Raw genomic sequence first — 24,246 nt, forward strand, 5'->3', positions numbered from 1 at the left:
GTCAGCCGAGCTGCCCGACCGCATCCAGGATCAGCCAGAGGCCACACCCGGCGAAGAGCAGCGCCGCACCAACGCGCACGGTCCGCTCGGGCAACCTGCGGCCGAGCACCCGTCCCACCGCAATCGCCAAGGCATCCGCGGCAACCATGCCGAGCGTGGATCCGACCCAGGTACCGAACCAGCCGTACTGGGTCGCCAAGGTGATGGTCGCCAGCATGGTCTTGTCGCCCAGCTCGGCGAGGAGGAACGCGACGCCGACCACCACCGCCGGCCGGCCCGACCGGTTCGCCTTACGGCGCTCCTGCTCGGTGAGGTGGTCGCCGCGAAGCGTCCAGGCGCCAAACCCGAGAAACGCCATGCCGGCGAGGAGCCCGATCCAGCCGGTAGGCAACGCCGCACCGAGCCCGTAGCCGATCGCCACCGAGGCCAGGTGCACGACGGCCGTGGCCACGGTGATGCCGATCAGCACCGGCAACGGTCGAAATCGGGTGGCAAAGGTCAGCGCCATCAGCTGGGACTTGTCCCCCAACTCGGCGACGAAGATGACGCCGAAGCTCACCCCCAGCGCGACGAGGAAACCCTCCATGACATCCTTCCGATCCGGCCGGAAAGAGGCACGGAGCGACCTCGACCCGGCTACCAACCTGGGTCGAAGGTCTCGCCCGCCCCGCCGAGCGGGGCCGTGTGGCCGGGTGCGGGAACACCAGTGTGTCGACCACGACGTTGGGGGCTACTCCCCTTCGCGCCGACCACCCTAGCCGACCACCGACGACGCTGATGTCGGAGGACCGGCCGGTGAGTCGAGGGTACCGGCGGCGTCCGCCTACTCGGCGCGGGCGAGCGTGACGCCGAACAGGCCGGCCGGATCCGTCCAGAACTCGCTGGTGACGAAGCCCGCCTCGCGCAGTTCCGCCGCGATCCCCTCGGGCCGGAACTTCGCCGAAACCTCGGTCCGTAGCTCCTCCCCGGCGGCGAACATCACCTCGGTGTCGAGCACCTGCACCCGCATCGGGTGCCGGGCCCGCAGCCGCATCTCGATCCACTCCCGCTCCGGGTTCCAGAGCGCGACGTGGTCGAAGGCCGCTGGGTCGAAGTCGGCACCCAGCTCCCGGTTGATCACCCGGAGCACGTTGCGATTGAACTCGGCGGTCACCCCCGCCGCGTCGTCGTATGCGGGAACAATGACCGCCGGATCCTTCACCAGGTCGGTGCCGACCAGCAGCCAGTCCCCCGGCTCCAGCGCCACGCGCATCGCCGCCAGGAACTCGGCGCGCTCGGCCGGCAGCAGGTTGCCGATCGTCCCACCGAGAAACACCACAAGCCGCCGCCCGCCCGCCGGCAGCCGATCAAGATGCCGGGTGAAGTCGCCGACGATTCCCCGTACGCGCAAGCCCGGATAGTCAGCGGCGATCCGGGCGGTGGACTCACGCAGCGCGCTCACCGACACGTCCAACGGCACAAAGGTTCCCAGGTCGCCATGGCGGGTGAACGCGTCCAGCAGCAACCGGGTCTTCTCCGAGGAACCGGAGCCCAACTCGATCAGCGTCTTGGCACCACTTACCGTCGCGATTTCAGCAGCCCGATCCAGCAGCACCGCACGTTCGGCCCCGGTCTGGTAGTACTCCACCAGCCGGGTGATCTCCTCGAAGAGCTGGCTGCCCCGAGCATCGTAGAACCACTTCGGGGACAACCACTTCTCCTCGGCGGTCAACCCGGCGCGGACATCCTGCCGCAGGTTGCGTCCCAGGTCCTGCTCTTCGAGGTGGATCTCCAGCGGCTCTGCGCTCATGTCTGTCCCTTCCTCATCGAAGTCTTCGGCGGTGTAGAAGTCTCCGGCGGTGTCGAAATCTCCTGGCGGTCACTCCGCCAGCAGGGCACTGGTCCGCACCCCGGTGGCGGTCGCCACCACCAACTGCCCCTCTGGCACCGCCTGCCAGTCGGGGTCGTCGTCGTGCGGCTCGGACGCCAGCAGCACCGAGGTCGGCGTCCGACGGATCGACAGGCTGTGCCCGGCGACGCTCGCCACCGCCGTGCGCCCATCGGTCAGCAGCAGGTTGAGTCGGGACCCGGGGGCGGCCCGGGCCACCGCCACAACCGTCTCCGCCACAGCGCGGGCTGGCTCGACCCCGGCGCGCAGCCGGTGCCGGACCAGCGCCCAGAGCAGCGCTGCATCGGTGGGCGCGTCGAGGGTGAGTAGGTCGCGCACCGGCAACGCGCCAGCGAGCGAGGCCAGGCTGTCCGGCCAGCCGCGCACCGCCCCGTTGTGGCTGAACAGCCACCGACCCTCCAGAAACGGGGCGGCGGCCGTTTCGAGTACCGGCATGCCGACGGTTGCGGACCGGACCGCCGCGAGAATCGCGCCCGCACGGGTGACGCCGGCCAGCTGGGCGATCGTCGGGTCACTCCAGATGGGCTGCGCCCGCCGGTAGCGGACCGGTTCGCCGTCGTCGGAGTACCAGCCGACACCGAATCCATCGGCATTGATACATCCACCACGGCGCATGTCCTGCGGCGCCCAGGACTGGTGAACCAGCGACGCCGGCGGATCGAAGATCAACTCCCGCAGGGTGATCGGCGGCCCGAGATAGGCCAGGTGACGGCACATCAGTAGGCCCTCACTCGGATGCCTCCTCGGGGCCGGCGTCCCGGGCGCAGCGGAAACCACTGAAGATCTGCCGCCGAATGGGGTAGTCCCAGTTACGGAAGGTGCCCCGGCAGGCCGCCCGGTCGGTGCCGAACGATCCGCCGCGCAGCACCCGGTAGTCGTCGCCGAAAAAGACCTCGGAATACTCCCGGTACGGAAAGGCCGTGAAGCCGGGATGGCCACGGAACGTTGTCGAGGTCCACTCCCACACGTCGCCAATCAGCTGGTGGACACCGAGCGGCGACACACCCGCCGGATAGGCCCCCACCGGTGCCGGCCAGAGGTGCTGCTGGCCGAGGTTGGCGTGGTTGGTCGTCGGGTCCCCGTCGCCCCACGGGTAGCGGCGGGACCGACCGGTCGCCGGGTCCCAGCGGGCTGCCTTCTCCCACTCCGCCTCGGTCGGCAACCGCTTTCCCGCCCAGGCAGCGTAGGCCTGCGCCTCGTACCAGCTGACGTGCACCACCGGCTCGTCGTCGCGCACCGGCGCCCACCGGCCGAAGCGGCGGTAGGCCCAGCCTTGGCCATCCGGGTGCCAATGCAACGGTGCGGTCAGGCCCATCTCCTGCCGGTGCGCCCACCCCGCGGCGCTCCACCAACGTGGGTCATGGTACCCACCCTCGGCGATAAAGGCCGCGTACGCGGCATTGGTGACCGGTGCCGTGTCGATGAGGTACACCGGCAGGTGCACCCGGTGGGCGGGACGCTCGTTGTCCAACGCCCAGGGATCGGTGTCGGTACCCATGGTGAACTCGCCCGCCGGAACCAGTACCTCCCCGCCCACCCGGACCCGGGGCTCCGGCGGAGGCGGCGCGTCGAAGACAGCTGGACCGGAGCGCAGCTGGTGGGTCGCGAGCATGGTCTCGTCGTGCTGCTGCTCGTGTTGGACGATCATGCCGAAGGCAAAGCCGTCGGCGACCAGCCGCCGATCTGTGAAGGTCACCCCGTCGAGGAGGTCAAAGACCTTGTCCCGGACCGTCGCCACGTATGCCCGCGCCTGCGGCGGCGGCAGCAACGGTAGCGCCGGCCGATCCCGGCGCGGCTGCTTGAAGGCGTCATAGAGCTCATCTATGTCCTGGCGGACCGGCTCCCGCCCGCCGACGTCCCGCACCAGCCAGAGCTCCTCCTGGTTGCCGACGTGGGCGAGGTCCCACACCAGGGGCGACATCAACGGTGAGTGCTGTCGCACCAGGTCGGCGTCGTCAACCACGTCGGTCAACACCTCGGTACGGGCCCGGGCACGGGCCAGCTCCGTCGCGATGTGCTCCCGCAGTCGTACCCCGTCGGGTCCGTCGGTCGTCTCGGTCACCGCCGCCTCCTTCCCGCGGCCTCCCGCCGCCGTCGTACGCCTCGGTCAAGGTCGTCGTGCAGCGCGGGCGGCAACCCCAGCCGGGGCAGCACGGTCAGCGCCAGATCAAAAAGGTCGGCGGCCGTAGCCGCGAGAGCGTCGTCGTGCAGGCCGTGCCGGGCGGCGGCGATCCACCGCTGCGCCTGCGCCCCGACGAGCGATCGGGCGGCCCGGGTGACGGCCGGCTCGGAGAGCAACGCGGCGACCACCGCCACCGGCACTGACCAACCGTCTTCCGGTTGGGCGTCGAGATAGCGCAGCTCCAGGTAACCGCGGGGACGTACCGGCGGAAAGAGCGTGCTCACGTGGTAGTCGAGGTCGTCGACGGTGGGGGGCCGGGGCAGCGCGCCAGCGAGCCAGTCGGCGAAGGTGACGCCGACCGGCGCCGTCCAGTCCGGCCCATCCCGCACGCAGAGCAACGGGGCGGCGAGGACATACGCCGTCCAACTGGCGATCGGATCCGCGGCGCCCTGCTCGGGGGTCCACACCGGCCGGGTCCGCGCTGGGTCGATGGCGAGCCATGCGGCCATCCGGGCCGAGACCCAGCCGGTCGCTCGCCCGGCATGCCGCCCAGCGGTGGCGAAGGCGGCGATCAAAGGTGGACCAATCGCGTGTGCCGTGGCCCAGCGGTCGGCGAGCTGGTCCGCCTCGCCGACATCCAGGCAAATCTGGAGGCCGGCGGTGCTGTACATCATCCGGCGCCCGGCCGGGCCACGACGGTCGAAGACCTGGCGCATCGCCCGGTACCGCGGGGTCTCGAACACGGGGCGAGGGGACCGGTGGGCGTCGATACCGCCGGCGCCGAGGACCAGACCGGCTCGCCCGAGCAGCGCGGTGAGTTCGACGATCTCGGCTTCGGTAGCGGTAACGAGGGCCACGACCGAGGAGTGTGTTGCGGTGGAGATCTCCACCTGCCCGCCGGGCTCCACGGTGACGGAGCCACCATGCCTCAGTGGCTGGGCAGGGCTCGTGGTGTCTAGGGTGCGGGGGCTGTGCGGCCCGAGGGCGGCCCGCAGACGGTTGGCCCCGACCGGTCGGGCGGGGTCAACGGCATCGTGCACGGTCCATTCAAGCTCGACGCCGAGCCATCGGGGCGGACCGGTCTTGAAACAGATCCGGGACAGGTGGCTCGCAGCCGCGGCCGAGGAGGTCAGGACCGTTCCGTGGTCCACCTCCGGCGACGTCACCATGGTTCGGCCCCCTTCGCCGCGCCGACGTCTGACCCGTGCCACCGTAACGCGGATCACCAACGAAGGTGAGTGCCCGCGGGCCGGCCTCCCTCTGTCTAGCAGACGAACTCCGTGAATCCGGGTGGAATTCGGGGTGCCGCGCGGCGGTGGGGCAGCGCGGCGCAGCGCCGCCACCCGTTGTCGGTACGGTGTTGTCGTGTTGATCTCAGGTGTCGTACTCAGCGGTCGATACCGCCTGGACGAACGGATCGCCACCGGCGGCATGGGGGACGTCTGGCGGGGCGTCGATCTGGTCCTGCACCGACCCGTGGCGGTGAAGGTGCTGCTGCCAGCGCTCGTGTCGGACCCCGACTTCATCGCCCGGTTCCGGTCTGAGGCGCGGATCATGGCCGCCCTGCGGCACCCCGGGGTGGTACAGGTCTTCGACTGCGGCGCGGACGAGTTGCCCACCGGCGACCAGGCCAACTACCTGATCATGGAGTTCGTAACCGGCGAGCCTCTGTCCCGACGGATCGAGGCCGCCGGTCGACTCGACGTGGCCGAAACGATGTCAATCGTCGAGCAGGCCGCGCAGGCGCTGGAGACCGTGCACCACCGCGGCGTCGTGCACCGGGACATCAAACCAAGCAACCTGGTGGTGCAGGAGAACGGCACCGTTGTGCTGGTCGACTTCGGGGTGGCCCGTTCGACCAACGTGACAAGCATCACCAACACCGACGCCGTACCGGGAACCGCGCTCTACATGGCGCCGGAACAGGCCGCCGGGCGGCCGGTCTCCGGCGCCACCGACATCTACGCGCTCGGAGCGGTGGCCTACTGCTGTCTCAGCGGCAGCCCACCCTTCACCGGTGAGAGCCCGCTGCAGGTCGCCGTCGCGCACCTCGACGAAGATCCGCCCGAGCTCCCCCACGACATCCCGGAGGCGGTGCGGGCGCTGGTTCGCCGGGCCCTGGCGAAGGACCCCGAGAGCCGGTTCAGCTGTGGATCTGCGATGGCGGCGGCCGCCCGTGCCGCGGTGTCGGATCCCACCGCGGCGACCGCACCGGTGCCTCCGGTGGGCTCGGCGACGCTGCGCACCGCCGAACCGACGACGTTGACCGACAACCCGGTCGTTGACGCGTACCGTCCGACCCGACGCCGACCGCTGGTCGGGGTGGTGGCCACCGTGGTGGCGGTCGCTGGCCTGGCCACGGTGGTGGCTATCAGCGCCGCCTCGGGCGAGTCGACGAGCGAGATGCCGCCGTCAGCGCCGACGACGGGTGACGACGGGGCAGCGCCGCCGCCCGCCACGACCACCAGTCCGGTGCCGCAGCGTCCCGACCAATCACACGGATCCACCACCAAGCCACCGCCGATGCTGACGCCGACGGCGTCAGCATCGGTGTCGGCGTCCGTGTCGGCGTCGGGATCAGCATCGGTGTCGCCGTCGGCGGAAGCGTCGCCGAGCCCGAGCGAGCAGCCGACCTCCCCAACGCCCGAGCCCTCAACGTCAGACCCCGAGCCGCCACCTCCGAGCGACGACCCCACGACGACACCACCGAACCCGACCGTCACCCCGGAGCAGTAGCGTGAACCGGAGTGCCGGAGCGGTATCGGCCGATCAACGGCCGAACAGCTCCCGCATTCGGCCGATCTCGACGTTCTGTTCGACGGCGACCGAGTTCGCGAAATCCAGCAGCACCGGCTCCGCCCCGACCTTCAGCAAGTCGATGGACATCTCGACAGCCCCGGCATGGTGATCGCTCATCATCTCCACAAAGAGTCGGTCGAACTCGACTCCCCGAGACTCGGCGAGACGGCGCATCGCCTCCGGCGACTGCATGCCACGCATCGTGCTGTGATCGTGCTCGGGAACCTCCACCGGTAGGTTGCGGGCCTCGAGCCAGGCCCGCAATACCTCGATCTCCGGCGCCTGACTGGCCCGAATCCGCGCAGCCAATGCCGCCACCTGGGGGTCGGCGGCCCGCCCCGGGGCCAACTCCGACATCTCCAGCGCCTGCTCATGATGCGGGATCATCATCCGGACATACCAGGTATCCAGCGAGTTGTGCGCTCCGGTGACGGTCGCCCGCACCTCGTCGGCAGGGCGGAGCTGAGCCGGCTCTCCGGGCCGGCCGGGCACGATGACCGACGGACCGGGACCGTCGCTGCTCGCAGTTGCCGTCGGCACCGTGGATCGTGACCGGTCGTAGGCGACCCCCGACCACACCAGCACGCCGAGTAGCAGAGCCCCCGTGGTGACAGCGGCCAATACCCACCTACCCCGCACGGTCATCCGACACCCCCTGGAGGTCAAGGTCACGAGGACCGTAGCCATCGACAACCGAGAGTACATGTGAGGGGAGTCACCTCACTGACCCAGCGAGCCGGCGACCGGCGGCCCGAGGGGTTTGCGCCATCGAGATCATCCAGCGGCAGAGCGGGCCGAACCGACGCCGATCAGCCCAAAATATCTATCGACACTCACCACTGTGGCGGTAGGGTGTGGCCATTCGTCACACCTCGCGAAGGGCCCCGCCGATGAGCAGATCCCGCACGCCGCGGTCCCGCTGGCTCGGCATACTGAGTCTCGCCGCGGCCGGCCTTCTCCTGACGAGTGTGGTCGCCGCAGCGCCCCACGACGCCAGCGCGGCCACCACCAAGTCCAGCGCCGTCACCACCACGGATATCCCCGGGGTCGACGAGATCCGCAGCAGCCCCAACCTGAAACTGGTCGTCAACCTGCCAAAGGAAACACCGCTCGACGCGACGAACAGCGACCTCGCCTTCCAGGGCCGGTACGCCTTCGCCGGCAACTACAACGGCTTCGTCATCTACGACATCTCACGTCCGTCCGCACCGACGGTCGTCTCCCGCGTGTTCTGCCCGGGATCGCAGAATGACATCTCCGTCCACGGTGACCTGCTCTTCCTCTCCACCGACTCGCCCCGCAGCGACGACTCGTGTGACAGCACCCGAGTGCCGTCAAGCGAGACCCAGTGGGAGGGCATCAAGATCTTCGACATCAGCGACAAGGCCAATCCCCGCTACCTGAAGAGCGTGCAGACCGCCTGCGGTTCGCACACCCACACCCTGGTGCCCGGCCGGAACCGGGCGACGATGTACATCTACGTCTCGTCGTACGGCCCGTCGGACACGTACGTCGGCTGCCCGCCACCGCACGACTCGATCTCCATCGTCAAGGTGCCGGTACACCGGCCCACCGACGCGGCGGTGGTGGCCACCCCGAATCTCTTCCCCGACGGCGGCTACGAGGGCGTGCCGGGGCAAAAATCGGCGACCAGCGGTTGCCACGACATCACCGCCTACCCGTCGAAGAACCTGGCCGCCGGCGCCTGCATGGGTGACGGCATCCTGATGGACATCTCGGATCGGGAGGCCCCCCAGGTCATCAACCGGGTCCGGGACACTGAGAACTTCGCCTTCTGGCACTCCGCCACCTTCAACAACGCCGGCACAAAGGTGATCTTCACCGACGAGCTGGGCGGTGGCGGCGCCCCCACCTGCAACGACACCATCATCGGTCCCAACCGGGGGGCCGATGCGATCTACGACATCGTCGGTCGCGGCGACGACCGCACCATGGTCTTCGGCAGCTACTTCAAAATCCCGCGGGAGAACGCCAACACCGAGAACTGTGTGGCACACAACGGCTCGCTGATCCCGGTGTTCGGGCGGGACATCATGGTCCAGGGGTGGTACCAGGGCGGCATCTCGGTCTGGGACTTCACCAACTCGGCCAACCCCCGCGAGATCGCGTACTGGGAGCGGGGCCCACTGGACGGGGAGAACCTCATCACCGGCGGCTCCTGGTCCGCGTACTGGTACAACGGCTACATCTACTCCAACGACATCGCCAAGGGCCTTGACGTCCTCCGGCTCACCGACTGGCGCACCTGGACAGCCAACTTCGTCCGCTACCGAGAGCTGAACGCCCAGACCCAGACCGGTCGCTTCGGCCGGTAGCCACCGGTAACCGGCCAGCGGTCACGACCGGACGTACCGTGGGGTCGGCTTCCACCCGGAAGTCGACCCCCGTCGCGCCGGGCGGCCGGCGCGGGTCAGGTCCGCGTCACTGGTTGCTGAAGCTCCGTCACCCCAGCCGCGGGGTTATCGGCGCAGTACTCCACATACAGCTCGCGGTGGTAGCCCTCGGCCCGCCAGCCGTTCTCCTCGATCCGGGTCAACCGCGCGGCGTCCGCCGCAAGCTGGGCCCGACGCAATCGCAGCATGCCGCGTAGCTCCGCGACATCCAGCGCATCGTCGAGGACCTGCTGTACCTGGGCCAGCGTGAGACCAAGGTCCTTCAGCGCGATCACCCGGTTGAGCCGGCGCAGCTGATCGGCGATGTAGTACCGGTAGCCGCTGCGTGCGTCGACAGCGACCGGCCGGAGCAGGCCGATGCGGTCATGGTGGCGCAACATCCGCACTGACACCGGCCGAGCCTGGCGAAGTCTCCGATAGTGAACATGGCACCTCCACGGTCGGCCCTGACGCCATGCCAGGGTCAACCCCGGACATCCTCAGCCGGGCGACGGCACGTCGTCCCCCCGGCTGCGACGCGGTCCGACCAGCCGTCGTACAACCGGCACCGCGTTCCACTTCGCCGCGCCCACCAGGTCCCGGGCGTGCTCCAGCACCGTGTAGTCCGGCCGGGCTCGGCCGGCAGCGATGGCCCGGTCCAGGTCGTTGTCGCAGCTGGTCAGCACGCGGTCAAAGTCCCGGCGCACCGGCTCGGCCAGGTCGTAGCGGAAGGAACGGTGCAGCCGGGCAAAGACCGGCTTGTAGAGCCGGGCCCGCTCGTGCAGACCGGAGGAGTACGACATCGGGTTCTTCGGTCGCTGCCGGATGTAGTCCGGCAGCAGATCGGCGAAGGCGCGCCGGACAATCCACTTCTCCTGCCCCGCGCGCAGCTTCAGCCCGATCGGCAGCCGCATCGCGAGCTCGACCACACTCGGGTCGAGGAACGGCACCCGGGCCTCCACCCCGTACGCCATGCTCGTGCGGTCGACGCGTTGCAGCTCGGTACGGCAAAGGTTGATGATCTTATGTAGAAAGAGCCGACGGGCGGCCTCCGGGCCGACCCGGTGGTACATCGGGTAGCCGCCGAACAACTCGTCCGAGCCGTCGCCGGTGAGCGCCACCTTGACGCCCAACTCGCGCAGCCGTCGGAAGAGCGGCACCGAGACCACCGCGTTGATGATGTCGCCGTACTCGGTGAGCTCCGAAATCCGGATCGCCTCCCGGATCTGGGCCAGGCGAATGTCTCGCGGCTGCAACTCCACCACCTCGTGCGGGACCCCGAGGTCCTTCGCCAGCCGACGCGCGTAGCGCAGGTCGGGACTCTCCGGCACGCCGACGGTGACCGCCACGCAGTCCGGGTGGAGATCGCGGGCGTGTAGTAGCGCGAGTGAACTGTCCAGGCCACCGGAGAGGACCACGCCGACGGTGAGGTCGGTGTCCAGCCGCGCCCGGATGCTGTCGGTGAGGGCGGCCCGGACGAGCAGGGCGGCCTCGTCCGGGTCGTCCACGGTCGGTGCCCCCGCACCGAGGGCGAGCAGGTTGACGTACGGACGCAGGCGGGCTGCAGCGTCGGCCTGCACCCAGCCGTGATGTCCGGGCGGCACCTCGGTGACCGGTGCGCCGAAGCCGACCAAGGCCTTGACCTCGCTCGCCACATGCAGACAGCCCGGGGTCTGGGTCCAGTACAGCGGCTTCACCCCAAGTGGATCACGCACCAGGTACGCCCGTCCGCTGGCCCGTTCGACGATCACAAAGGCGTACTCACCACGCAGTCGGGAGACCACCGCCTCGCCCCAGTGCAGGTACCCGGCGAGTACCACCTCGGTGTCGCTCATCCCACGGAAGCGGTATCCCCGGGCGGTCAACTCCGCACGCAGCTCGTGGTGATTGAAGACCTCGCCGTTGTAGCAGAGCACCCACCGCTCGTCGGCGGAGACCCAGGGTTGCACCGCCCGCTTCCGGTCCACCACCGGCAGCCGGCGCACCCCGGCGAGCAGGCCGCTCTCGGACCGGGTCTCGGTCACCTCACCACGTGGCTCCAGGGTGGCGAGCATCCGTCGGAAGACGGCCGGATCGGCCTCCGGACCGAGGCTCACCGCAATCCCGCACATCCGTTCAGACCCCCAGCTCGGCTTCGTACACCCGACGCAGCCGACCACGCGCCCCGGGTGCCAGGCACAGGTGCCAGGCCTGCCCCTCGTCAACCACGTTGACCTCGCCCGCCCGCTGCCGGGCGAGGAGCAGTTCGGCGAGGATGTCCCGGGCTCCAAAACGGTCGAACCAGGTCATCTCCACGTCCGCCGCCCAGCCGACACAGTGCCCGCTGGGCAGCATCGCCGCGTACCCGAGCCGTCGCAGCCGGTACTGGTGCTCCGCGCTCCGAACCAGGCTGGTCACCCAGAGCGGCGGGGTACCGGCGGGGGCATGGGCAGTGAACTCGCGGGCGATGTCGTTGAGTAGCGCCACCATCTCCCGGCGGGATCGGCGGAACAGCAGCCCGGCGGTGTGTGGAGCCGCGCAGGGGCGGATTCGGCGCCGCAGTGCCCGCATCCCGCGCTCGAAGAGCGTGGCCGGCTGTCCCTGGTAGCGGAAGCGCAGCAGGTCCCGGCGACGCAGCCACTCCAGGTCAATCAGGTCGGCGCTCTGGTTGACCTGCTCGTCGGTGCGGTAGGTGATCGCGTCGCACCACCACATGACATCGATGCGCGAGAGCAGGTAGATCCGGACCAGGGCGGTGAGGTCGGCCGCGGAACTACGCTCGCTCGGCTGGTAGCGAGCCATCTCCAACAGCAACGTCTCGCGCGCGCCGACCAGGCCCGGTGGAGTGGCATCCAGCACCGCGGCGATAGCCGGCTCGCGCAGCCGCTGGTCGATCAGCACCTGCCGGGCCACGGTGCTGGCGGACCCGGCGAGCGCACCCACCTCGACCAGCAGGTCGGCGACGGCGGCTCGGTACGCGTCCAGGTCCGGCTCGCCAGTCGGAAGCCGACGGGACAGATCCACCGCCGCGCGCCGGGCCGGAGCAGCCGGGATGGATGGGCCGGGCTGCTGGCCCGGGCTTCGGCTGGGCAAACGCATCGTCGGTCCCCTCTCCCGTCACCACACCACGGGGAACATCACTCTGCGTGAAATCGTAATCACCTTTTACGAGCAGAAGCTCGAATATTCCTCCTATTTCCCCGCTAAGAAGTCAAAGAGTGCGGCGGTTCGTTAACCGCCAGCATGTAGACAGCCCGCCAGGAATCCGGCTGCTCCGCGGCCACGGCGCCTGAGTCGGCAACCACCGCCGCACGTGGTAGCACCGGCCGGCCACCGTGATGTGCCGGTCGGCGAAGCGGGCCCCGAGTCGTGATGAAAGGCTTGACGCATGAGCTCCGCACCCGTTAGGCCAGATCCAACTGCCGAACCGTCCACTGACGACGAGGCGACCGCCTTCGTCGACCTGGGCCTGCGCGACGAACTCCTCGCCGCGCTCGCCGCGCTCGGTTACGAGGAGCCGACGCCGATCCAGCGGGAGGCGATCCCTCCCCTGCTCGCCGGACGGGATCTACTCGGCCAGGCTGCCACGGGCACCGGCAAGACGGCCGCATTCGCCCTACCGTTGCTGCAACGAATGCCCGCCGACCGGTCAACCGCCGATCCGGTGGCGCTGGTGCTGGTACCCACCCGAGAGCTGGCGGTACAGGTCTCGGAGGCGTTCCATCGGTACGGCAAGGAACTCGGCACCCGGGTGCTGCCGATCTACGGCGGCCAGCCGATCGGTCGGCAGTTGCGGGCCCTGGACGCCGGGGTGGACATCGTGGTGGCCACCCCCGGCCGAGCGCTCGACCACATCGCTCGTGGCACGCTCCGCCTGGGTAACGTCGGCACCGTCGTGCTGGACGAGGCCGACGAGATGCTGGACATGGGCTTCGCCGAGGATATCGAGGCGATCCTGGAACACGCGCCGGAACAACGGCAGACCGTGCTGTTCTCGGCGACCATGCCGGCCCGCATCGACGGCATGGCCCGGGCATACCTGACCGACCCGATCCGCATCCTCATCGCGCGGGAGAAGCCGGTAGCCGGCGAGGCGCCCCGGATACGGCAGAGCGCGTACCTGGTGTCCCGGGCGCACAAACCCGCCGCGCTGGGCCGGGTGCTGGACGTCGAGTCCCCCACCGCGGCGATCGTCTTCTGTCGCAGCCGGGAGGAGGTTGACCGGCTCACCGAGACGATGAACGGTCGCGGCTACCGGGCCGAGGCGCTGCACGGCGGGATGAGTCAGGAGCAGCGGGACCGGGTGATGGGTCGACTGCGCGCCGGCACCGCCGACCTGTTGGTCGCCACCGACGTGGCAGCGCGGGGCCTGGATGTCGAGCAGCTCAGCCACGTCGTCAACTACGACGTTCCCTCGGCTCCCGAGTCGTACGTGCACCGGATCGGCCGGGTGGGGCGAGCCGGCCGGGAGGGAGTGGCGATCACTCTCGCCGAGCCACGGGCACATCGGATGCTCAAAACCATCGAACGCGTCACCGGCCAACGGATCACCATCGACAAGATCCCCACCGTGGCGGACCTGCGTAATCGTCGCCTGGAACTCACCCAGGCCGCGCTGCGGGAGAGCCTGCTGGAAGACGACCTGGAGCCGTTCCGGGTGATCGTCGAGTCGCTGAGCGACGAGTTCGACCTGATGGAGGTGGCCCTCGCCGCGGTACGCCTGGCCCACGAGGCCACCCTGCCGGGCGCGCTGGAGGAGGAAGAGGAGATCCCGCAGATCGCGGTTCGCCCACCCCGAACCGGCCGACCCGGACACGAGGGCCGGGGGGAGCGCCGGCCGGGTCGACCCCGGAGCGCCGGCACCACCCAGGTCTTCGTCGGGCTGGGTCGACGTGCCGGGGTCCGACCGCAGGATCTGGTCGGTGCGATCACCGGCGAGACCGGCATGAACGGGCGGGACATCGGCTCGATCGAGATCGCAGACCGCTTCTCGCTGGTGGAGGTGCCGGCAGGGCTGGCCGACGAGGTGATCTCGGGCCTGCGCGGCAGCACCATCAAAGGACGCCGGGCAACCGTTCGCCGCGACCGGGACACGGACGGGGGTGACCGCCGCCGACAGCACCGTTGAGCGGCAGGTCTTCGCCGACGCCCCGGCATTAGCACGGGCCCGCTTTTCTGGCCCTTGATGGCGGCGATCGGCTCCTCGCTACCGAGGGCTACCAAACTCCGGGCGCACCAGCCGGCCGACGATGGTCGGCACTGGTGCGCCCGAGGTGTTTCGGTTGCCACCGTGGCGATTCGGCACCAGATTTCACCTCACTCGAAATGAAGTCGACGCGTTTTGTTGCGAAAATGCCTGGGGATAGGTCAAACTTTGACCACACCCCGCCCCCACACAGGGAGTAATCGGCCATGGCAAGAAAAGTAATCACGGTTCTGACCGACGACCTCGACGGCGGAAAAGCCGATCGGACCGTCGAGTTCAGCCTGGACGGCGTGGCGTACACCATCGACGTGTCCGACGAGAATGCGGGCATCCTCCGGAAGACGCTGGATCCCTATCTGAGCGCCGGCCGCAGGATCGGCCGGGGCGGCATGGACACGTCGCGAGCGTTGCGACGGGGCACCAGCACCGGAATAGACCGGGAGCAGAACCGTGCGATCCGGGAATGGGCCGTGCAGAACGGCTACAAGATTTCGGAGCGCGGTCGCATCCCGGTGGAGGTCGTCGAGGCGTACAAGAAGCGCTGAGCGTCCGGGTACCCACCCGACCGGGGCCGCGCCGATTCCGGCACGGCCCCGTCGCCGGTGACGTGCCCCGCAGTCCCCATCATGACCGTGGCGTCGCCCGACCGGGAGCGCCCCACCACCGACCAACAAAGCCCTCCTTCCGGGCCGGAAGCACCGGACCACCGACGAGCGCCCGGGTAGCCGAATTGATCCGGGCTCGCCAGCATTCGGCCGGGACCGAGTTTCGGGGGCCATACCAGTCCACGACTGGACTTGGCTGCGGTGGGTCCGGGCCAGTCAGTTACTCGCCCAACGATGGAGGCGGCAAGCCGACTGTCCGCATCGACGATAGCGAGATCGTTGTTGATGATCGACAGTGATGCCACCCGTCCGACTCGATCGATGATGAGTGATATGCTCCAAATGCTGCACAAGCAGCAATCAACACCGAGAGCAAAGATGTCGACGGCCGGATCAGCCCCCCGGGCAGACCGAGCCTCCCGCCAGATCGGGGCCAAATCCCTCCTTCGTCGTCCCCCTCCGCATCACCCCCCGGGGTTTACCAGGTCACTGCCGGACCACGCGGGTTAGCGGTTTGCGGAAGGCAGCGCGGCAGGCCATTACGAGGCGGCCAATAGCTCCGCCGCCGGCCGCCGAAGGAGCATTCGGCGGCACGACACGGCGGAGCCGGCCGAAGGCGCCGCGAACGGTCGGCGGTGTCGAGGAATCGACCGATGCCGGTTGTTGCGCTGACCCACGCGGGCGGCAACGACGCGCCGTCGGCGAGTCGCACCGGCCTGGGTTTCGCCACTCTCACCCGCGGCTGGGCGGACGAGCCCGCCGGGCCAACCAACGACCACGGACAGCTGCGCTCCTTTGTTCGCCCACACCGTCCCTGCGACTCCGTGAGGTCCACCCCAGAGCGCCCGCCTGCCCGCTGGGGCCTGCTCACGGATCGAGACTTCCGGCTGTTGTTCCTGGGGGGAGCCGGCCAGCAAGTTCGGCAGTAGCGTCACCACGGACGCCCTACCCCTGATCGGCGTCGTTGAGTTGCAGGTAAGCGCGCTCACCGTCGCTTTGCTCACCGCCTCGGTGTGGCTGACCTGGCTGGTGCTTGGCCTGCCGGTCGGGGTCTGGCTGGGGCAACTACCTCGCCGGACGGTCATGCTGGCTTGCAACGTCGGGTCGGCGGGGGCGTTCGCAGCATCCCCCTCGCGGCGGTGCTCGACGTGTTGACCGTCGCGCACTTGTTGGCGGTCGGACTACTTGCTGGGGTGGCGTCGGTGGACCATGATGCTCCTACTCGTGTCCTGTTCGGCGATCCTCGGCGCGAGCCCGTTTGCGTCGGCGAGTGGATCTGCCCACCTCCGCTGCGCCCAGCCAGCCGGGCCGCAGCGGCCGCACCGCCGGCGAGGTGGCCTACAGCCGCTGCGGTCGCGGGGACTGTGAAACCGCACCGCAGGTCAGCGCCACACCACCACCTCGTCCAGCGGCTTGCGGGAAATGTCGGGCACGGTCGCCCCCTCCGCCGGGTAGCCGACCGGAACGATCAGGTTTCCCCGCTCCTCAGCAGGCCGTTCCAACAACTCGTTGAGGAAACGCATCGGACTCGGGGTATGGGTCAGGGTGGCGAGGCCAGCCTGATGCAGCGCGGCGAGCAGTAGCCCGACCGCGATCCCCACCGACTCCTTGACGTAGTAGGGGCGTGGACTCTGGGGGCCGCGGTGGACCTCGAAGACGACGATCACCGCTGGGGCGGTCTCCAGGAACGGCTTGCTGGCGTCCGTTCCCAGCGGCGCCAGCGCCGACAACCACTCCTGCGGCGCGCGCTGCTCGTAGAACACCCGCTCTTCGGCCTCCGCGGCGATGCGCAGCCGCCGCTTGAGCTCCGGTTCGGTTACCACCACGAACCGCCACGGCTGCCGATTTGCGCCACTCGGCGCCGAGGCCGCCGCCCGGAGGGCGTGCTTGAGCACCCCCTCCGGGACTGGCTTCTCGCTGAAGTCCCGCACGGTACGACGCCGGACCATCGCATCGGCGAACCCACGTACCCGAGCCAGCGCCGCCGCGGGCGGCACGCCGTAGTCGGACAGTGGTCGGACGGCAGGGGGTTGCTCAGCACGGTTCGGCGACATCCGGCCATTGTCGGCCTCCCGGGTGGCCGTGGCCACTCCCGCAACGGCATGATCGACCTAACGGACCTACCGGAGGCGGAGCGGATGCGGGTCGTATCACTGGTGCCGTCGCTGACCGAGGCGGTGGCGTTGACGCTGCCCGGAGTGCTGGTCGGCGCCACCGACTGGTGTACCCACCCGGTGGGGCTGGAGGTGCCCCGGGTCGGCGGCAGCAAGTACCCGGACCTGGACCGGGTACGCGCGCTCCGGCCGGATCTGGTCCTGCTCAATGTCGAGGAGAACCGGCGCGAGGACGCGGACGCCCTGGTGGCGGCGGGGGTTCCGGTGCGGGTCACCTACCCTCGTACCGTCGATGGGGCGCTCACCGAGCTGGCCGAGTTACTCACCGAGTTGGGTTCGCCAGGTGAGCCCGACTGGTTGGTAGCCGCCCGCCGCGCCTGGGCGGAGCTGCCCGAGGAGGGGCCGCCGCACCGCGCCGTGGTGCCGGTCTGGCGGCGCCCATGGGTGGTGCTGGGCCGGGACACCTTCGCCGGGGACGTGCTCCGCCGACTGGGGCTGACCAATCAATACGCCGGCCACGCCGAGCGGTATCCCCGGCCGTCCCTGAACGAGCTACGCGGCCAGGCTCCCGCGCTGGTCGTGTTGCCCGACGAGCCCTACCGTTTCACCATGGATGACGGGCCGGACGCATTCCCCGAGCTGCCGTGTGCCCTCGTCTCCGGTCGGCACCTGACGTGGTACGGCCCGTCCCTGGTGGAGGCACCCACCGTCCTGGCCGCGCAGCTGGCGGCGCCGGTCACCTACCCGGCGGGGTGATCCACAGGCCCAAGGTCCCGTCCGACGGACCCGATTGACCCTGCCCACACACCTTGCCGCTGCGATCGAATTGAAGAGCCACAGACAGTGCGCGAGGCACCGGCAGGAAGGGCGTGGAGACGATGACCGCTACGACCAAGCGGAACGCCACCGAGACAACCAGCAACCTGAACCAGGTCGAAACCGGGCAGGGGCGAGCCGCCCGTTACGTACTGGCTGGCACCCGCCTGGCGCTGGGCTGGATCTTCCTCTGGGCCTTTCTCGACAAGCTGTTCGGGCTGGGGCGGGCCACCGAGGCCGACAGCGCCTGGATCAACGGTGGCAGCCCAACGAACGGGTTCCTGAGCTTCGCTGCGACCGGCCCGTTCAAGGGCTTCTACAACAGCATCGCGGGCGCGGCCTGGGCCGACTGGCTGTTCATGATCGGACTGGCGGCCATCGGCACCGCCCTGCTGCTCGGGATCGGCATCCGGGTCGCCGCCGCGACCGGCGGACTACTCATGGTCCTGATGTGGACGGCCGCCCTGCCGCCATCGAACAACCCGTTCATGGACGACCACCTGATCTACGCCGCGGTACTGGCGGTCATCGCCCTGCTCAACGCCGGTGACACCTGGGGTCTCGGTCGAGCCTGGGCCGGACTCCCGATCGTCCAGCGGATGCCCTGGCTCCGTTGACGATCTCGGCACTCCGCTGGGCGGGCGTCACCAGTGGTGACGCCCGCCCAGCGCTTTGCCGCCCCCCAGGAGTTCGGCCACCCGCGCCGATCCGGCAGGATCGGGCAGGTCAGCCAGCACGACAAGGACAGGAGACGCTGGTGAACCAGGCAACGAAGCCCGAGGTGGGACCGATCGAGGGCGCCCCGCCGAGTGGCCTCCTCGTCGAGGAGATCACCGTCGGCGAGGGAGCGGAGGCGCAGGCCGGGCAGGTCGCCCGCGTCCACTACGTCGGCGTCGCCCACTCCACGGGCCGTGAGTTCGACGCGTCATGGAACCGTGGCGAGCCGCTCGAGTTCCCCCTCGGCGGCGGGCGGGTCATCGCCGGCTGGGACCAGGGTGTGGTCGGCATGCGGGTCGGCGGCCGACGGCGACTGACCATTCCGCCGCACCTCGCCTACGGCGACCGCGGCGCTGGCGGCGTCATTCGGCCGGGCGAAACACTGATCTTCGTCGTTGACCTGGTCGGCCTCCGCTGAGGAGGTCCGACCAGCCGGGCCCGGGCGTTCCCTCCGGCTCACCGGAGGGAACGCCCGTGGGTCCACTCGTCATGTCAGCGCTGGCGGTCAACCCCCGCTCACGGAGGGCTCCGGGGCAGGGGAACCGCTGCCCTCGGACGGCACCGGTGCGGGGGACCCACCGGCCACCGCGCCCGGGTTCGGGGCGGCCGGACTTGGTTTCAGGCCGGCGGGCACGGGCAGGGCGCTGCCCTTGACATACTCCTCCCAGCTCACGTTCCAGGCGGTCCAGCCGTTGCCCTCATCCAGCGTCACCTCGGTGCCCTTGATGGTCACCAGGTCGCCGACCTGAGTGACGCCCATCAGCCAGTCGGCGCTGGCGGCCGAGAGGTTGGTACAGCCATGGGAGACGTTTTGGTACCCCTGAACTCCCTCCGACCAGGGCGCGCCGTGGAGGAACTCACCCCGCCAGGTCAGCCGCTGCGCATCCTCGACATCCACCACGTACGGGTCGGCCGAGCCACGGGTGTCGAAGGTGGTGAACTCATGCTTCTCCATGATCACCATCTTGCCGCTGGAGGTCGGCGTGCTCGGCTTGCCGAGGCTCACCGGTAGCTCCCGCAGCAGCTTTCCGTCCTGGAACACCGACATCTGCTTGGTCTCGTTGTCGATCTCCAAGGCGACCTGGCGACCAATTTTCGAGGTCGCCCGCCGGTCGGCGTCGCCCACGTACTCCTCACCGATCGGCAGGCCCTCCAAACCGGCGCGGAAGCTGATCGTCGTACCCGGTCGCCAGAAGTCCGGTGCCCGGTAGTAGACCTGACTGCCGTCGGACACCCAGGACCACACCCCCGGCTGGGACGGGTTGGTCCGCACAAACAAACGCCGCTGAACGGCGGCCCGGGCCTCCTCCGGAATCGGCGGATCGAACGCTACGGTCACCGGCATGGCGGTTCCGTACGTCCGGTCACCCATGAAATACAACGTGCTGGTAATTGCCGGTTTCGTGGACTTCGGCCTAGTGGTGAAGGTGGTTTTCCGGGTGGTAGTGGTTTTACCGGAGCTACCGGTAGCAGTCACCTCAGCAGTATATGTCCGTTTTGGCGTTAGTGGCGTGCTCGGTACCCAGGTCGAGCCATCCTCCCGGGGCTCCCCCTTGACCTCGGCCCCCGCATCATCGGTGACGCGGACCGCAGTAATCGTCCCGCCCTTGACCGCGGTGCCGACCTCAGCGCTGATCGGGACATCTGTCGCTTGGTCGGCCGGCGTCACGGTCAGTTCCGGCGGAGCCGGTCGGGCCTCCTCGCGCCCGCTGCCGGTACACCCGCCGAGTGCTACCGATACGGCCGCGACAGTTACCGTGAGCAGCGTCATTCGCCGCCTGAATGTCATGTGCGCCCCCCGTTGTCGCCTCCTCCGCCACATTCTCTCCGCCGTGCTGCCCGGGGAACGCATTTTTGACAAATTCGACGGGGTGATTATCTTCCCCATTTTCTGGCTTTGCGCTATCTGTTCCGAGCCTGCCCGATCATGGGTCACCGCTCACATCCGAACCGTCCGGGGCGGTTCGTCCGAAATTCACTCCAACGTGCGGCGGAGCCCGGAACGCGGGGCCGTGCGGCCCCGCGTCCCGGTCAGAGGTTCGCGATCAGCACCGCTGGCCGCTCGACACAGTCCGCGACATGCCGCAGGAAGCCACCGGCCACCCCGCCGTCACAGACCCGGTGATCGAAAGTGAGGCTGAGCTGCGTCACCTTGCGGACCGCAAGCTGCCCGTCAACCACCCACGGCTTGTCCACGATCCGTCCGACGCCGAGCAACGCCGCCTCCGGATGGTTGATGATCGGCGTGGACCCGTCCACCCCGAACACGCCGTAGTTGTTCAGCGTAAACGTCCCGCCGGTCAGCCGATTCGGTGGCAGTGTGCCAGCCCGCGCCGCCGCCGTGGTCTCGGCCAGCGCCGCGGCCAGCCCCGCGGTGGTGAGCTGCTGCGCGTCGCGCAGCACCGGAACCACGAGCCCTCGGTCGGTCTGGGCGGCGATACCCAGGTGCACCCCGGCGGACTGGATGATCCGCTGTGCCGCACTGTCCACCCGGGCGTTGAGCTGGGGGTACCGTCGCAGCCCAGAGAGGCAGATCCGGGCGAACAGCGCCAGAATGCTCACCGGTTCGGCCGGGTTGGCCGCGTTGATCGTCGCGCGGGTCTCCAGCAGGGCGGTCGCGTCGGCATCCACCCAGATCGTCACCTCGGGAATCTCCTGCCGGCTACGGGAGAGCTTGTCGGCGATAACCTTGCGGATCCCGGTCAGCGGCACGATCACATCGCCGTCGACGGGCACGGCGTTCGCAGCGGGCACGGTGACCGGAGCCGGGGTGGCGGCCTCCACATCAGCCCGGCGAATCACGCCGCCACGGCCGGTACCACGCAGGGCGGCCAGGTCAACGCCACGCTGCCTCGCCAGCCGCCGCACGATCGGCGAGATGACCCGAACGCTCTCGCCGGCCGGACCGAGGCCGCTACTCGAGGCGGCCTCCGTCCGAGCGACGCCGCCCGAGGCGGCCTCGGTCCAAGTGGCGCCGCCCGAGGCGGCCTTGGTCGGTGCGACCCGGGGCCGGCGCCGGCGAGCCGTTCCGCCATGGCCGGTGCCATATCCGATCAGGACGTTCCCGGAGCCAGCCCGCTCCTGCTCGCGGTTGACCATGGGCCCGCCAGAGACGCTCTCCGCCTCGCCCGCTTCCGGCGACGCGATGGTGATCAAGGGCTGGCCAACCGGCCGCACCTCGCCCGCCGTGCCGTGCAGGGCCACCACCCGTCCGGCGTACGGGCAGGGCACGTCTACGACTGCCTTGGCGGTCTCCACCTCCACGACGGCCTGGTCCACCGTCACCGTGTCGCCCACGGCGACCCGCCACTCGACGATCTCCGCCTCGCTCAGCCCTTCCCCAAGATCCGGCAGAAGGAAGACTCGCTCACTCATCAGGCCGCCACCCACCGCTCGTCGAGCTGGTCGTCCCACTGGAGGCGGGCCACCGTGTCGAGCACGCGATCCACCGACGGCAGGTGGGTGTGCTCCAGCATCGGTGCCGGGTACGGGATGTCCAACCCGGCGACCCGCAGCACCGGCGCGTGCAGGGAGTGGAAGCAACGCTCCTGCACCCGCGCGGCGATCTCCGCGCCGACGCCGGCGAAGCCCTGGGCCTCGTGGATCACCACGCACCGGCCTGTCTTCCGCACCGACGCCGCGATCGTGCCGTCGTCGAACGGTACGATCGTCCGCACATCAACGACTTCAAGGTCCCGGCCCTCTGCCTGGGCCGCCTCGGCGGCCGCCAGGGCCACCGGCACCGCCGGCCCGTACGCGACCAGGGTGGCATCGGTGCCCTGACGGCGTACGACGGCGCGGCCGAACGGCTCGGTCCGGGCTGGCAACTGCGTCTCGGCGCTGGCGAAGTAGAGCTTCTTCGGCTCCAGGAAGACGACCGGGTCCGGATCGTCGATCGCCGAACGCAGCAGCGAGTAGGCGTCGGCCACGGTGGCCGGGGTGACGACCTTCAGACCGGGGGTGTGCGCGTAGTACGCCTCGGAGGAGTCGCAGTGGTGCTCCACCCCGCCGATGCCGCCAGCGTACGGAATCCGGATGACGATGGGCGCGGTCAGCGCGCCCCGGGTGCGGTTGCGCAGCTTCGCCACGTGCGAGGCGATCTGCTCGAAGGCCGGGTACCCGAACGCGTCGAACTGCATCTCCACCACCGGCCGTAGCCCGGACATGGCGAGGCCAACCGCAAAGCCGACGATGCCGGCCTCGGCGAGCGGGGTATCGAAGCAGCGCTTGTCGCCGAAGCGGGCCGCCAGCCCGTCGGTGATCCGGAAGACCCCGCCGAGTTGGCCGACATCCTCGCCGAAGACAACCACCCGGTCGTCGTCGAGCATCGCGTCGGCGAGCGCGGCGTTGAGCGCCTTCGCCATGGTCATGCTTGCCATCACCCGGCTCCCTCCTGGTCAGCGGCCAACTCGGCACGAACCTGCGCCCGCTGTTCGACCAGCTGCGGCGTCGGTTCGGCGTAGACGTGTTCGAAGAGCGTCAGCGGGTCGACGGTCGGCTTGTCGTGCATCCGCTCGCGCAGGTCGCCCGCGTACTCCTCGGCCTGCGCGGCCACCCGCGCCACCGTGGTGTCGTCCAACGCCCCCCGGTCCCGCAGGTAGGTCTCCAGCCGAACGACCGGGTCCCGGTCCTGCCAGCTCGCCACCTCGTCGGTGTCCCGGTAGCGGGTGGCGTCGTCGGCGTTGGTGTGCGGCTCCATCCGGTAGGTGTGCGCCTCCACCAGGAAGGGACCGTGACCGGCACGGGCGTGCGCCACGGCCCGGTTGAGCACCGCGAGGACGGCGACCGGGTCGTTGCCGTCGACCTGCTCGCTGCGCACGCCGTAGCCGACGCCCTTGTACGCGAGACTCGGTGCGGCGGTCTGCCGGGACAGCGGCACGCTGATCGCGTACTGGTTGTTCTGCACGAAGTAGACGACCGGCGCCTTGAAGACGGCGGCGAAGTTGACCCCCTCGTGAAAGTCACCCTCGCTGGTGGCGCCGTCGCCGAGAAAGGCCAGTGCCACCGTGTCCCGGCCCTGGTACGCCTCGCCGTGGGCGACGCCGGCGGCGTGCACGCACTGGGTGGCCAACGGGGTGCACTGCGGGGCGGTGCGCCGGACAGCCGGATCGTAGCCACAGTGCCAGTCCCCACGGAGCAGGGTCAGCACCTCCACCGGGTCGATCCCGCGGGCGGTCAACGCCATCGACTCGCGATAGGTCGGGAAGACCCAGTCGTCGTCGCGCAGCGCGAGAATCGCGCCGACCTGACACGCCTCCTGGCCCCGGGCCGACGGGTAGACAGCGAGTCGACCCTGTTTGGTCAGGGCGGTGGCCTGCAGATCAAAGCGGCGGCCGAGAACCATCCGGCGGTACAACTCGACAAGCACCTCAACCGGGGGTGCCGGGTAGTCGGGGTGCGCCGGTAGCGGGGTGCCGGCGGGGTCGAGCAGGCGAATCTGCTCACTGGCTGGCAACAGTGGGCGGGCCGGGTCCGGCGGTGCGGCCAGCCGGGATTTTCTGCGAACCGCCCGGGGTGTGGTCGTCACGGCGGATACCTCCTGGACATCTGGTGCGCCCATGCTCCTGTGGTCGGATGGTTGACTCAAGATCCCCCGCAAACGCAGGA

20 protein-coding genes and 1 pseudogene are annotated in these 24,246 nt (G+C 69.6%); 7 read left to right on the forward strand and 14 right to left on the reverse strand.

The window, feature by feature from the left end:
• Position 1 precedes the first annotated feature (1 nt).
• The 5 genes from K228_RS0107145 to K228_RS0107165 form a co-directional block, all read right to left on the reverse strand.
• On the reverse strand, positions 2-586 hold the full coding sequence (locus K228_RS0107145; protein WP_025617804.1) for a TMEM165/GDT1 family protein: 585 nt from the start codon (positions 584-586) through the stop codon (positions 2-4).
• A 237-nt stretch (positions 587-823) separates the two neighbouring features.
• Positions 824-1,789, reverse strand: coding sequence for an L-histidine N(alpha)-methyltransferase (gene egtD, locus K228_RS0107150; protein ID WP_025617805.1), 966 nt, complete (start codon positions 1,787-1,789; stop codon positions 824-826).
• 69 nt (positions 1,790-1,858) lie between these two features.
• A complete protein-coding gene (gene egtC / locus K228_RS0107155; RefSeq protein ID WP_025617806.1) occupies positions 1,859-2,605 on the reverse strand; it encodes an ergothioneine biosynthesis protein EgtC in 747 nt (248 codons plus the stop codon).
• A 10-nt stretch (positions 2,606-2,615) separates the two neighbouring features.
• Positions 2,616-3,950, reverse strand: coding sequence for an ergothioneine biosynthesis protein EgtB (egtB, locus tag K228_RS0107160; RefSeq protein WP_025617807.1), 1,335 nt, complete (start codon positions 3,948-3,950; stop codon positions 2,616-2,618).
• Entirely contained in the window at positions 3,947-5,179 is a 1,233-nt protein-coding gene (locus K228_RS0107165; protein WP_025617808.1) for a glutamate-cysteine ligase family protein, read from the reverse strand. Before K228_RS0107165 ends, egtB begins: the two co-directional genes overlap by 4 nt.
• A 196-nt stretch (positions 5,180-5,375) precedes the next feature.
• On the opposite strand from K228_RS0107165, the gene K228_RS0107170 reads away from it, so the two are divergent.
• Positions 5,376-6,746 (forward strand): serine/threonine-protein kinase, encoded by a 1,371-nt coding sequence (locus K228_RS0107170; protein WP_025617809.1) that lies wholly within the window; start codon positions 5,376-5,378, stop codon positions 6,744-6,746.
• Positions 6,747-6,779: 33 nt separating this feature from the next.
• On the opposite strand, the gene K228_RS0107175 is transcribed toward K228_RS0107170, so the two are convergent.
• Complete coding sequence (locus K228_RS0107175) at positions 6,780-7,454, reverse strand: DUF305 domain-containing protein (RefSeq protein WP_025617810.1); 675 nt, start codon at positions 7,452-7,454, stop codon at positions 6,780-6,782.
• Between the two features lie 245 nt (positions 7,455-7,699).
• Here K228_RS0107175 and K228_RS0107180 point away from each other — a divergent pair, with 245 nt between their 5' ends.
• Complete coding sequence (locus K228_RS0107180; RefSeq protein WP_025617811.1) at positions 7,700-9,145, forward strand: LVIVD repeat-containing protein; 1,446 nt, start codon at positions 7,700-7,702, stop codon at positions 9,143-9,145.
• Positions 9,146-9,240: 95 nt separating this feature from the next.
• Here the strand turns inward: K228_RS0107180 and K228_RS0107185 are convergent.
• The 3 genes and pseudogenes from K228_RS0107185 to K228_RS0107195 all read right to left on the reverse strand — a co-directional run bounded on the left by K228_RS0107185 (position 9,241) and on the right by K228_RS0107195 (position 12,280).
• Positions 9,241-9,650, reverse strand: a pseudogene (locus K228_RS0107185) (MerR family transcriptional regulator).
• Between the two features lie 52 nt (positions 9,651-9,702).
• Positions 9,703-11,313, reverse strand: a complete 1,611-nt coding sequence (locus tag K228_RS0107190) for an asparagine synthetase B family protein (RefSeq protein WP_025617812.1) — start codon at positions 11,311-11,313, stop codon at positions 9,703-9,705.
• Positions 11,314-11,317: 4 nt separating this feature from the next.
• Entirely contained in the window at positions 11,318-12,280 is a 963-nt protein-coding gene (locus K228_RS0107195; protein WP_025617813.1) for a DUF5715 family protein, read from the reverse strand.
• Positions 12,281-12,569: 289 nt separating this feature from the next.
• Here K228_RS0107195 and K228_RS0107200 point away from each other — a divergent pair, with 289 nt between their 5' ends.
• Both K228_RS0107200 and K228_RS0107205 read left to right on the forward strand, forming a co-directional pair.
• Positions 12,570-14,309 carry a DEAD/DEAH box helicase gene (locus tag K228_RS0107200; RefSeq protein ID WP_025617814.1) on the forward strand — a complete coding sequence of 580 codons (1,740 nt, stop codon included), beginning with the start codon at positions 12,570-12,572 and terminating at the stop codon, positions 14,307-14,309.
• Between the two features lie 284 nt (positions 14,310-14,593).
• Positions 14,594-14,932: a histone-like nucleoid-structuring protein Lsr2 gene (locus K228_RS0107205; protein WP_018731092.1), complete on the forward strand. Its 339-nt coding sequence runs from the start codon at positions 14,594-14,596 to the stop codon at positions 14,930-14,932.
• A gap of 1,442 nt (positions 14,933-16,374) precedes the next feature.
• On the opposite strand, the gene K228_RS0107215 is transcribed toward K228_RS0107205, so the two are convergent.
• Positions 16,375-17,082, reverse strand: coding sequence for a nitroreductase family protein (locus K228_RS0107215; protein WP_025617816.1), 708 nt, complete (start codon positions 17,080-17,082; stop codon positions 16,375-16,377).
• Positions 17,083-17,130: 48 nt separating this feature from the next.
• Here K228_RS0107215 and K228_RS0107220 point away from each other — a divergent pair, with 48 nt between their 5' ends.
• The 3 genes from K228_RS0107220 to K228_RS0107235 all read left to right on the forward strand — a co-directional run bounded on the left by K228_RS0107220 (position 17,131) and on the right by K228_RS0107235 (position 19,057).
• Complete coding sequence (locus K228_RS0107220; protein ID WP_025617817.1) at positions 17,131-17,862, forward strand: helical backbone metal receptor; 732 nt, start codon at positions 17,131-17,133, stop codon at positions 17,860-17,862.
• A gap of 113 nt (positions 17,863-17,975) precedes the next feature.
• Positions 17,976-18,539, forward strand: coding sequence for a DoxX family membrane protein (locus K228_RS0107225; protein ID WP_025617818.1), 564 nt, complete (start codon positions 17,976-17,978; stop codon positions 18,537-18,539).
• A gap of 140 nt (positions 18,540-18,679) precedes the next feature.
• The gene (locus K228_RS0107235) at positions 18,680-19,057 is read left to right on the forward strand and encodes an FKBP-type peptidyl-prolyl cis-trans isomerase (RefSeq protein WP_025617819.1); all 378 of its coding nucleotides are present in this window, start codon (positions 18,680-18,682) and stop codon (positions 19,055-19,057) included.
• Between the two features lie 87 nt (positions 19,058-19,144).
• On the opposite strand, the gene K228_RS0107240 is transcribed toward K228_RS0107235, so the two are convergent.
• The 4 genes from K228_RS0107240 to pdhA all read right to left on the reverse strand — a co-directional run bounded on the left by K228_RS0107240 (position 19,145) and on the right by pdhA (position 24,199).
• Positions 19,145-20,410: a L,D-transpeptidase gene (locus K228_RS0107240; protein WP_025617820.1), complete on the reverse strand. Its 1,266-nt coding sequence runs from the start codon at positions 20,408-20,410 to the stop codon at positions 19,145-19,147.
• A 260-nt stretch (positions 20,411-20,670) separates the two neighbouring features.
• Complete coding sequence (locus tag K228_RS0107245; protein WP_025617821.1) at positions 20,671-22,029, reverse strand: dihydrolipoamide acetyltransferase family protein; 1,359 nt, start codon at positions 22,027-22,029, stop codon at positions 20,671-20,673.
• A complete protein-coding gene (locus K228_RS0107250; protein ID WP_025617822.1) occupies positions 22,014-23,018 on the reverse strand; it encodes an alpha-ketoacid dehydrogenase subunit beta in 1,005 nt (334 codons plus the stop codon). Before K228_RS0107250 ends, K228_RS0107245 begins: the two co-directional genes overlap by 16 nt.
• A complete protein-coding gene (gene pdhA / locus K228_RS0107255) occupies positions 23,018-24,199 on the reverse strand; it encodes a pyruvate dehydrogenase (acetyl-transferring) E1 component subunit alpha (protein ID WP_025617823.1) in 1,182 nt (393 codons plus the stop codon). Before pdhA ends, K228_RS0107250 begins: the two co-directional genes overlap by 1 nt.
• Between the last annotated feature and the right edge of the window lie 47 nt (positions 24,200-24,246).

Source organism: Salinispora cortesiana (assembly GCF_000484695.1).
In the GTDB taxonomy this organism is placed as follows: domain Bacteria; phylum Actinomycetota; class Actinomycetes; order Mycobacteriales; family Micromonosporaceae; genus Micromonospora; species Micromonospora cortesiana.